The following is a 10,627-nucleotide window of genomic DNA, read 5'->3' as shown; positions in this document are numbered from 1 at the left end:
AGTCCGGTACAATACCGGACTCAGACCTTAAGAGCTGCCTGATGAAATAAAATGTCTAACTTTATGGGGTCACTTCATATCACGGGTGGTTTTTATTTTTCACAGAAGTTTTCGTGTTATAAAAATACAAAAAAGAATACTAAAATACCATATCAATTGAAGAGGTAATGTTACGAAAAATATTATAGTTAAATGTAATCGCTCTGAGTAACTCTGTTAATAATCATTTTTTTAGACATGTGGAGAAAAAGAGAAGCTAGAGATGATGGAAATGATGATGGAGAAATTTATAAGTTATTTTATGATTGGAGCTGCTACAGCCGCACACCAAGTGGAAGGTAATAATGTAAACAGTGATTTTTGGACAATGGAGCATATGGTAGGCACGATGTACAAAGACTTCAAATTGCCTAGGTGGAACCGAAATAATCAGTTGGACGACAAATTTTCCGCTTGGACTTGGTGTATCAAAATTCTCAGAATAGGAAATAAACTTACATCATACTCTTCCAATTTATCTAGTATCGCAAAAGTATCTAACGTATTAGTGTGGTAGACCTGAAATATTTAATTCAACTTCAGAGATAAGTCTTTGCATTGCAGGTCTGCCCTTCTTTAATTGTCATATGATACAAATTTACAATCTGAGAAACAAATATAAAATATTTAAATGAAAACGTATTCTATAATAAAGATATATTAATAGATAAAAAAACCTATCACAAATGATCGCCACTTAAAGGAGGAGCTTATGGAAAGAGATATTAAACATATTATTTCCCAATTGACTTTGGAAGAGAAAGCAAGCCTGTGTTCAGGAGTAAGTGCCTGGAATACAATAGCCATGCCAGATCATGGTATTCCGTCCATAATGTTGACTGATGGACCACATGGTCTCAGAAAACAGACTGGTGCCGAGGATCATATGGGATTGAATGAAAGTGCACCAGCAACCTGTTTCCCTACTGCAGCAGGTCTTGCTAGTTCCTGGAATAAAGAGCTTATTGAAAAGGTAGGGGTTGCACTTGGAGAAGAGTGTCAGGCTGAAGGGGTACAGATTCTCCTTGGACCTGGTACCAATATTAAGAGGTCACCTCTTTGCGGAAGAAACTTTGAATATTTTTCGGAGGATCCCTATTTATCTTCTGAGCTTACAAAAAAGCAAATCAATGGAGTTCAAAGCCAAGGGGTTGGTACTTCTCTTAAACACTTTGCGGCAAATAATCAGGAAACCAATAGATTCAATATAGACGTTGTTATCGATGAGAGGACTTTAAGGGAGATATATCTTGCAAGCTTTGAAGGAGCCATTGTTGAAGCACAACCATGGACTGTCATGGCTGCTTATAACAAGATTAATGGTCAATTTTGTTCAGAAAATAAAAAGCTGTTAACTGAGGTTCTTAGAGATGAATGGGGATTCGAAGGTTTTGTTGTATCTGATTGGGGTGCTGTAAGTGAAAGAGATACTGCGCTGTCCGCGGGTATGGATCTGGAGATGCCTACAAGCAATGGAGTAGGGAGTAAGAAAATCATTAATGCTATAAGAAATGGTTCATTGTCTATAGAAACTTTGGATGCCACGGTTGAAAGAATCTTGAGAATCACTTTTATGGCTTTTGACAACAAGAAAGAGAATGCAACCTATGATAGAAACGTTCACCATGAACTAGCCAGGGAAGTCGCGGTGGAGAGTATGGTACTCTTAAAAAATGAAGATAATGTTCTTCCACTTGAGAAGAAGGGTAAAATTGCCTTGATTGGCGCTTTTGCAAAAAGTCCAAGATATCAAGGAGCCGGAAGCTCTAGGGTTAACCCTACAAAATTTGATATTCCATATGATGAAATAAAAAATGCTGCCAAGGATGCCCAGTTACTGTACGCTGAAGGTTATTCCTTAAACTGTGATGAAATCAACAATGAAATGATAACGGGTGCAAAAAATGCTGCAAGTGAATCAGATGTAGCCATTTTGTTTGTTGGATTGCCTGAAAAATATGATGCTGAAGGAGTCGACAGAAAGCACTTAAGACTTCCTGATAATCAAAATGCTTTAATTGAAGCAATAACAGAAGTTCAAAGTAATACAATTATTGTCCTGTTAAACGGATCTGCAGTTGAAATGCCGTGGGTAAATAAAGTAAAGGGAATACTTGAAGCCTATTTGGGTGGACAAGCTATGGGCAGTGCAGTTACAGATCTTCTGTTTGGTGATAGAAACCCATCAGGGAAGCTGGCAGAAACGTTTCCTGCAAAACTAAGCCATACTCCATCTTTCATCAATTTCCCTGGAGGAAAAGATAAAGTAGAGTACCGAGAAGGCTTATTTGTTGGATACAGATATCATGACAAAGTGGACATAAAACCGCTTTTCCCGTTTGGACATGGGCTTTCCTATACAACCTTCGAGTATTCGGATATTCATCTGGATAAAAAGGAAATAATGGATACAGACCAAGTGACAGTAACTGTAAAAGTAAAAAATACAGGCAACCGATTTGGAAAAGAAATCGTGCAACTATATGTAAAAGATGTAGATAGTAGTGTCGTTAGACCTGTTAAGGAATTAAAAGGTTTTGAAAAAATTGCCCTCGAACCTGGTGAAGAAAAACGAGTAACTTTTACATTAGGAAAAAGAGCATTCGCTTTTTATCAGGTTGAATTAAAGGATTGGTATGTAGAAAGTGGCGATTTTGAAATTCTTGTAGGGAAGTCGTCTCAAGAAATTGTATTAACCGATACGATACGGGTAAAATCAACAGTTCCTTTAAAGAAAAAATACACATTGGACTCGACACTTGGTGACATTAGGGAAGAGCCGGCTGGTGCTCACTTAGTTTCACAGCTTATAACAGGAATGGGATTCGGAGAGTCAGGTTCCGATGCACCATTTGGAATGGATATGGATTCACTTTTACACAGCATTAAACTTAGAATTGTTGAAGCTCATGGAGGATTTCCAAAAGAGAAGTTGGAAGAGCTACTAGAAACTTTGAATGCAGGCTAGGATTTAAGATAGATAGTTATCCCGGCAAATCTATCGTTTTGTCGGGATTGTATATCGGGAATTTTATATTTTATCGTTAAATAGTAAAATTTTATAGTAGTAGAAAAGAGGAAGATGAAATGAAAAAGTTTAGCGACGATTTTTTGTTTGGTGCTGCTACAGCTGCCCACCAAGTAGAAGGAAATAATACGAATAGTGATTTCTGGGTATTAGAAAATATTCCAGGGTCAACTTTCAAAGAGCCTTCTTTAGATGCGGTTGACCATTATCATAGATTCAGAGAAGATATAAAACTGTTGGTCGATGCAGGTCTGAATACTTATCGATTTACAATTGAATGGGCAAGAATTGAGCCGTCTAAAGGTAACTATAATCAAAAGGAGATAGACCATTATCTAGAAGTTTTGAATTACTGTCATGACCTGGGGGTTACTCCAATTGTAACGTTACATCATTTTTCGTCACCAAAATGGTTAATCTCAGAGGGTGGATGGGAAAGTGAAACAACTGTTGAATATTTTGGAGGATATTGTAAATTCGTAGTTACCGAGCTTGGCCACTTGATTCCATATATTTGCACGATTAATGAAGCTAATATGGGTATTCAGATAAAGAGAGTTATGGAAGATATGATGAGTCAAATGGTGGGTGAGGCCAAGCAAGAAAATGGAGATGTTCAAGTAGGTCTCAATATGGATATGCAAAAGAGGATGGAAGAATATTACCGATCAGCAGGAGGAGCATTCGGAATTGATCCTCGGAATGTACAAACGTTTCTAGCACCACGTACTAAAAATGGTGATAGGATTATTATGAAAAGTCATGAAAAAGCGAGACAGCTAATAAAAGCGGTGAATCCAACTATCAAAGTTGGGATTACGATGTCCCTGTACGACTATCAGACATTACCTGGTGGAGAGGAACATGTAAAAAAGTTGCAAGATGAAGATTTTCTTCACTATCTTCCATATATCGAAGAGGATGATTTCTTTGGGGTACAAAATTATACACGAAAAGTCTATGGACCAAATGGTAAAGTAGACCTTGATGAAAAAACTAGATTAACGAATATGGGTTATGAATATTATCCAGAGGCTTTGGCTGGAGTTTTGCGGTTTGTTTCCAAGTATTGTAACAAACCAATTATTGTCACAGAGAATGGGGTCTCTACTAGTAACGACAAAGAAAGAGTGGAGTTCATCGAAAGGGCTTTAACAGGTGTTCACCAATGTGTGGAAGATGGAATTCCTGTAATTGGATATACACACTGGTCATTATTAGATAACTTTGAATGGCAGTTGGGCTATACGCAAACTTTTGGATTAATCGCTGTTGACCGAACGACACAAACAAGATATCCCAAAGAAAGTCTGAAAACATTAGGGAATATCAAAAGAGATGGAGTTAGTGGATGAAACAAAACCATTGATTATAAAATAATTCAAAATTAAGAAGAAACTTTGCTAAGAAGTAAAAAATAGATGATTTTTAAATGGAGGTTATTATGGGGGAAATGGGGAAAATTGATGGGAAAGTTGTTCTGATTACAGGGGGGGCAAGAGGTATGGGGGCTGCTCATGCCAGAGCTTTTGCTGAAGAAGGGGCAAAAGTTGCAATTACCGATATTTTAGTTGAAGAAGGCGAAAAATTGTCTGCTGAGCTTGGAAAACAAGTGAAGTTTTATAAGCATGATGTTTCTATCAGTGCAGAATGGGAAGCAATAGTAGCTGATATTGAAGCAACATTTGGTCCTATAAATGTTTTAGTTAATAATGCAGGAATTTCTATAATGAAACCGATCTTAGAAATGTCGGAAGAAGAGTACCGAAGAGTAATTGATATTAACCAATTATCAGTATTTTTAGGTATGAAAACAGTGTTACCTTCGATGTTAAAAACGAAGGATGGTTCAATTATTAATATTTCTTCTTTAGCAGGATTTAGGGGCACAAGTCATGGATCAGTTGCTTATTCTGCTTCAAAATTTGCTATTCGTGGTATGACAAAAGCAGTTGCACTTGAAATGGCTTCAGAAGGAATTAGAGTAAATACCATTCATCCAGGACTAATATTAACCCCTATGACAGTGCAAGCAGGTGCAGAAGAGGTTGTTAATCTATTAAGTAAAGACATCCCCATGCAACGTGGAGCACAACCTGAAGAAGTAACAAAGCTGGTATTATTCTTAGCAAGTTCGGATTCTAGTTTCTCAACTGGTTCTGAATTTGTTTTAGATGGTGGACAGCTAGCAAAGCTTTAGTAGTGTAGGACAATAACTTTGCTTGACAGATAAAACACAGCGCCGGTGAACGACGCTGTGTTTTTTTAAAACATTCCATTATATTGGTTGCTAGAAATTCCTGAAATAATTACCACAAAGACTTGCGATAAGCTTGTGGTGTAATGTTGTATTCACTTTTAAAAGATTTTTGAAAGTGACTTTGATCTGCGAAGCAGAGGTAGTTACTAATTTCATTAATACTTTTATTGGAAAATGCTAGTAAATCTTTCGCCTCTTCTAATTTAGATTTCCTAATAAATTTACTTAGTTCAAATCCCAGTTCCTTTTTTACTTTTCGAGACAGGGCAGGGCGGCTATATCCCACATAATCTGCTACATCGGAAACATTAATATTTTTATTTGTATTTTCTCTAACATATTGAATAACGCGATGAAGAATGTTGTCAGCAGTGGCTGGAACAATAGAGTTTGCTACACGGTTAGCAAAGTCGAATTGAACTTGAGCTAATAGAGACTGGATTGCCTCTGTACTAGTTAAACGTTCTACTTGTTGTATATAAATATCTGATAGTTGGTACGCAAGACTTGGAGAAACACCACCTCTCATAGAGGCTCTGCACACTAAGGTAACTGCAACTATGAACATGTTTTTCCACTGCCTTACATTATTATTGGCAATTACACCTACTTTTGTATGCTTCGAACGATCTTTAAATTTCCGTAGTCCTTCTACATTTCCCGTCTCTATAAAACGTGTCAATGCTGCTTCAATCGCGTAATTGTTCAAAAGAGTGCTGTCCTCTTTTGCTTCATAAAAAGTCTCAACGTATTTCTGATTAATTTCCATATCTAACTGATAATCTACTGTAGTTTCTATGTCTTTACGCGAAAGTTTTGAATTGTTTACGGTGTAATTAATGAATAAAAGGATGTTAAAGAAAATATCGAGATTCTGAGTAGGGATTTTGTGGAAAAACTCAGAGAATGCTTCTGTATTGGAATTCTCAATGTTGAATTCTTTCCGCATAGCTAATAAAGAATCTTCCGAATAAGGAAAATCATTGATTGGTCCGATGATGATGTAGGAACCTTGTCTATCTAATTTGATACATCCGTAATAGGAGTGAAAATTTGTCAAAGTGTAAGTTACTTTATTATCCGGTTCTAGTAACCTAGAGAGATATGTGGACAGTGGGAATGTTTCCTTTTCTTGAACGGGATAGCAGTCTGTTATCTCATCATTTTCATACAAGTATATTGGAATATATAAGGAAGGATATAGATATTCCAAAAACTCATTTATGTTTTTCATCATGGTAAGATCCTTTCTTTTGAATATGTTACAATTATACAATTCACAATACGAATATTCAATAATTAAATGAAAGCGATTGCTAAACTAAGGGTGTATCAAAAGTTGATATTCAGTATTTCACACAATAGGGAATATTGGATAGATGGAGGAGCTATATGAAAAGAAATATAAAAGAAATTATTTCTAATATGACTTTAGAAGAAAAAGCGAGTTTATGTTCTGGTTTAGATTTTTGGCATACAAAAGGAATTGAGAGATTGGGGATTCCATCCATCATGGTTACGGATGGACCGCATGGTCTTAGAAAACAAAACGAAGGTGCAGATCATTTGGGGATTTTTGACAGTGTTCCAGCGACTTGTTTCCCGTCTGCGGTAGGGTTAGCAAGTTCATGGAATAAAGAACTAGTTAATAAAGTTGGAGTTGCGTTGGGTGAAGAATGCCAGGCGGAAAATGTTGGAGTGCTTTTAGGACCTGGAGCGAATATTAAACGGTCTCCGCTTTGTGGAAGAAACTTCGAATACTTTTCTGAAGATCCTTATCTTTCTTCCGAAATGGCAGCAAGCCATATTAACGGTGTACAAAGTCAAGGAGTGGGGACATCTCTAAAGCATTTTGCTGCGAATAATCAGGAAACAAGAAGAATGTCTAGTGATTCCATCGTGGATGAACGGACATTGCATGAAATTTATCTAGCAAGCTTTGAAGGTGTTGTTAAGAAAGCGCAACCATGGACAGTGATGTCAGCTTACAACAAAGTGAACGGCGAATATGCTTCAGAAAATGAATATTTACTAAATGATATTTTAAAGGATGAGTGGGGATTCGAAGGCTTTGTAGTATCTGACTGGGGAGCTGTTAATGAGCGAGTAGATAGCCTCTCAGCTGGATTGGAACTTGAAATGCCATCTAGTAATGGAAATGGTGAAAGAAAAATTATCGAAGCCATAAAAAACGGAATGTTATCGGAAGATAAATTGGATAAAGCTGTGGAAAGGTTTTTAAAAGTTATCTTTAAAGTTGTGGATCATAAAAAAGAAAACGCTCACTATGAAAAGGATATTCATCATAATCTAGCAAGAGAAGTCGCAAGAGAAAGCATGGTATTACTAAAGAATGAGGATCAAATACTTCCATTAAAGAAAGAAGGAACTGTTGCTGTTATAGGTGAGTTCGCTCAAAAACCTAGATACCAAGGTGGAGGGAGTTCACATGTTAACCCAACAAAGCTTGAAAATATATTAGAAGAAATAGACACAGTAAGTGGTGACGAGACAAATATAGTGTTTGCTAAGGGTTATAACATTGACAGTGACGACACGAATGAAGTCCTAATAAATGAAGCCAAAGAAGTAGCAAAAGGTGCAGCAAAAGTTGTTCTATTTGTTGGACTTCCGGATCGTTATGAGTCAGAAGGATATGACCGTGAACATTTACAGATACCAGCAAATCAAACACATTTAATTGAAGCTATCTCAGAAGTTAACCCTAATATTGTCGTCGTATTAAGTAATGGTGCACCGGTTGAAATGCCATGGATCAATATAGTAAAAGGGTTATTGGAAGCGTATCTAGGTGGACAGGCACTAGGTGGAGCTATTGCCGATCTCTTATTTGGGAACACGAATCCAAGTGGCAAATTAGCCGAAACTTTCCCCAAACAAGTTAGTGACAATCCATCCTACTTAAACTTTCCTGGTGAAGGAGATAAAGTAGAGTACAAGGAAGGAATTTACGTTGGTTATCGTTACTATGACAAGAAAAATACGGAACCTTTATTTCCGTTTGGATTTGGCTTAAGTTATACAACCTTTGAATATAGCAATCTAACAATAAACAAGAAGGAAATGAAAGATTCTGAAACGGTGACGGTTTCTGTAAATGTCAGAAATACTGGAGAAATGGCAGGAAAAGAAGTTGTACAGCTTTATGTTAGGGATATCCAAAGTAGCGTAACTAGACCTGAAAAAGAGCTGAAAGGTTTTGTTAAAGTCGAATTGCAACCGGGTGAAGCAAAAACGGTCACAATGGAGTTGGACAAACGAGCCTTTGCTTACTATAACGTAGATTTGAAAGATTGGCATGTGGAAACAGGAGACTTTGAAATATTAATTGGTAGTTCATCTAAAGATATTGTTCTTAAGGAAACGATCACTGTATATTCCACTGCTGTAGTTAAGAAAAGGGTTCATCGTAATACAACAATCGGAGATTTGTTATCAGATCCAATTCTTGGCCCCGCAACCGAGCAACTTCTTGCAAAAATGAAAACAGGTAGATCAGGAACGAGTACTAATTTACCCGAAGGCGAACAATCGGAAATGATGGAAGCGATGATGAAATATATGCCGATGAGGGCACTAGTTAATTTTGGCCAAGGTGCATTTACGGAAGAAATGATGATGATGATTATCCAGCAATTAAATGATGTGCTAGATAAAGATGTCGTGGAAATACCTTAATAGCTTAATTACACTTGCCTCGGTTCAGATTTTTGAATCGAAGGGCAATATAAAAAGATAAAATTTAATTATATAAAAGGAGGTTAAAGGTTATGGAAGACAAAATTCTTGTATCTACTAACCAAGAAGGAAAAACCAAAAAGATAGGAATACGAGAAATACCGAGAAAAAGGCTAATAGGTGATGGATTTGGACAGTTTGGTTTGAATTTATTTGGTGGATTAAGTATGGTGCTATTGTATTTTTACACAGATGTAGCAGGGATAGCTGCTGGATTAGCTGGTACTCTCATCATGATATCTCGTGTTTTTGATGGATTTACAGATTTATTTATGGGTAGCCTAGTAGACCGTACACAATCAAAATATGGTAAAGCGCGACCGTGGCTACTATGGTTAGCGATTCCGACCGCAATAGTATCTATATTATTATTTTATACTCCTGATATAGGAACTACAGGGAAAATAATCTATATTCTTATAACTAACATTTTGTTTTTTTCAGTTGGTTTAACTGGGCTTGTGGTTGCCTTTGCTAGTTTAATGGCTTTGACAACAAGAAATCCATATGACCGATCATTAATGGGGATCTTCCGTGGAATATTTGGTTTGCTAGGTGGAATGATAATGTCCATTGGGTTCATTCCAATAGTTAATTCTATGGGGAACGACCAGAGTGCATGGTTAACTTTAGTGATTATTGTTGCATCTGTAGCTGGTTTAGCAGTCTTGATTGGATTCAAATCGTCAAAAGAACAAATCTCCTCTAAGGAAAAAGTTGAAAAAGAGAAACAAGTACCACTTAAACAAAAAATCAAAGCTTTGTTTTCAAATAAATATTTGATGATGTTACTTGGAGTTCAAATTCTAGTATCAACAGCTGGTATACTAAGCGGGGCTGCAGGCATCTATTATGCACAATACATCTGGGGAAATGTTAGTCTAGTTGGTATTATAGGAGCTGCTGGATTTTTACCAATGGTTGTGGGATTTATTATTCTAACTCCTTTAGTAAAACGTTTTGGAAAGAGAAACATGTTTATTGCAGGTTCAATCGTAACAATCATTGGTTGTTTAATCAGATTAATTGATGTTTACAGTCTTCCAATTGGTATTACAGGAATAATTATCGCGGGATTTGGAATGGTTCCTACGTTAACTTTATTAGGGCCGATGGTAAGTGACACAATTGAGTACGGTGAGTGGAAAAAAGGACTAAGAATGGAAGGATTAGTAAACGGTGGTGTTAGCTTTACTAGTAAACTAGGTAGTGGAATAGCAACAGCAGGAGTTGGTTGGTTACTAGCATTAGGAGGTTATGTAGCAGGTGCAGCAACTCAATCAGAGCTTGCCATACAAATGATTTTAGCTACTAATATTTACATCCCTCTTTTAATATCTGTACTGATTGTTGTCTTACTTAAATTTTACAAGCTTGATAAGGAATATGCTCAAATTGTTTCTGATTTAGAGTCAAGTCAAGGTAGATATTAATATTCGTTCAATTTATTCATATAAGCACTGAAACGATTAAGTAGTAAATAAAGATAAACTCAATGCACCTGCATTTTTAGACTCTATAAAAGAGAGTTTCTAATGCAG

7 protein-coding genes are annotated in these 10,627 nt (G+C 36.6%); 6 read left to right on the top strand and 1 reads right to left on the bottom strand.

Going from position 1 to position 10,627, the window contains the following annotated elements; genetic code table 11:
• Positions 1-271: 271 nt before the first annotated feature.
• The 4 genes from ACRX5O_RS23675 to ACRX5O_RS23660 all read left to right on the top strand — a co-directional run bounded on the left by ACRX5O_RS23675 (position 272) and on the right by ACRX5O_RS23660 (position 5,267).
• A complete protein-coding gene (locus ACRX5O_RS23675) occupies positions 272-556 on the top strand; it encodes a hypothetical protein (protein ID WP_433908197.1) in 285 nt (94 codons plus the stop codon).
• Positions 557-751: 195 nt separating this feature from the next.
• Positions 752-3,007, top strand: coding sequence for a glycoside hydrolase family 3 C-terminal domain-containing protein (locus ACRX5O_RS23670; RefSeq protein ID WP_433908196.1), 2,256 nt, complete (start codon positions 752-754; stop codon positions 3,005-3,007).
• 119 nt (positions 3,008-3,126) lie between these two features.
• Positions 3,127-4,422, top strand: a complete 1,296-nt coding sequence (locus ACRX5O_RS23665) for a glycoside hydrolase family 1 protein (protein WP_433908195.1) — start codon at positions 3,127-3,129, stop codon at positions 4,420-4,422.
• A gap of 98 nt (positions 4,423-4,520) precedes the next feature.
• Positions 4,521-5,267: an SDR family NAD(P)-dependent oxidoreductase gene (locus ACRX5O_RS23660; RefSeq protein ID WP_433908199.1), complete on the top strand. Its 747-nt coding sequence runs from the start codon at positions 4,521-4,523 to the stop codon at positions 5,265-5,267.
• Positions 5,268-5,376: 109 nt separating this feature from the next.
• Here ACRX5O_RS23660 and ACRX5O_RS23655 read toward each other — a convergent pair whose 3' ends face one another.
• Positions 5,377-6,564: a helix-turn-helix domain-containing protein gene (locus ACRX5O_RS23655; protein ID WP_433908194.1), complete on the bottom strand. Its 1,188-nt coding sequence runs from the start codon at positions 6,562-6,564 to the stop codon at positions 5,377-5,379.
• 155 nt (positions 6,565-6,719) lie between these two features.
• Between ACRX5O_RS23655 and ACRX5O_RS23650 the strand changes: the two genes are divergently transcribed.
• Positions 6,720-9,026: a glycoside hydrolase family 3 C-terminal domain-containing protein gene (locus ACRX5O_RS23650; protein WP_433908193.1), complete on the top strand. Its 2,307-nt coding sequence runs from the start codon at positions 6,720-6,722 to the stop codon at positions 9,024-9,026.
• Positions 9,027-9,118: 92 nt separating this feature from the next.
• A complete protein-coding gene (locus tag ACRX5O_RS23645; RefSeq protein WP_433908192.1) occupies positions 9,119-10,519 on the top strand; it encodes an MFS transporter in 1,401 nt (466 codons plus the stop codon).
• The last annotated feature ends 108 nt before the right edge of the window (positions 10,520-10,627 follow it).

Origin of the sequence: Robertmurraya mesotrionivorans, assembly GCF_050971805.1 — a bacterium.
Lineage (GTDB): Bacteria > Bacillota > Bacilli > Bacillales > Cytobacillaceae > Robertmurraya_A.
The sequence above is the reverse complement of the archived record's forward strand: the minus strand, read 5'-3'. Positions and strand labels throughout refer to the sequence as shown.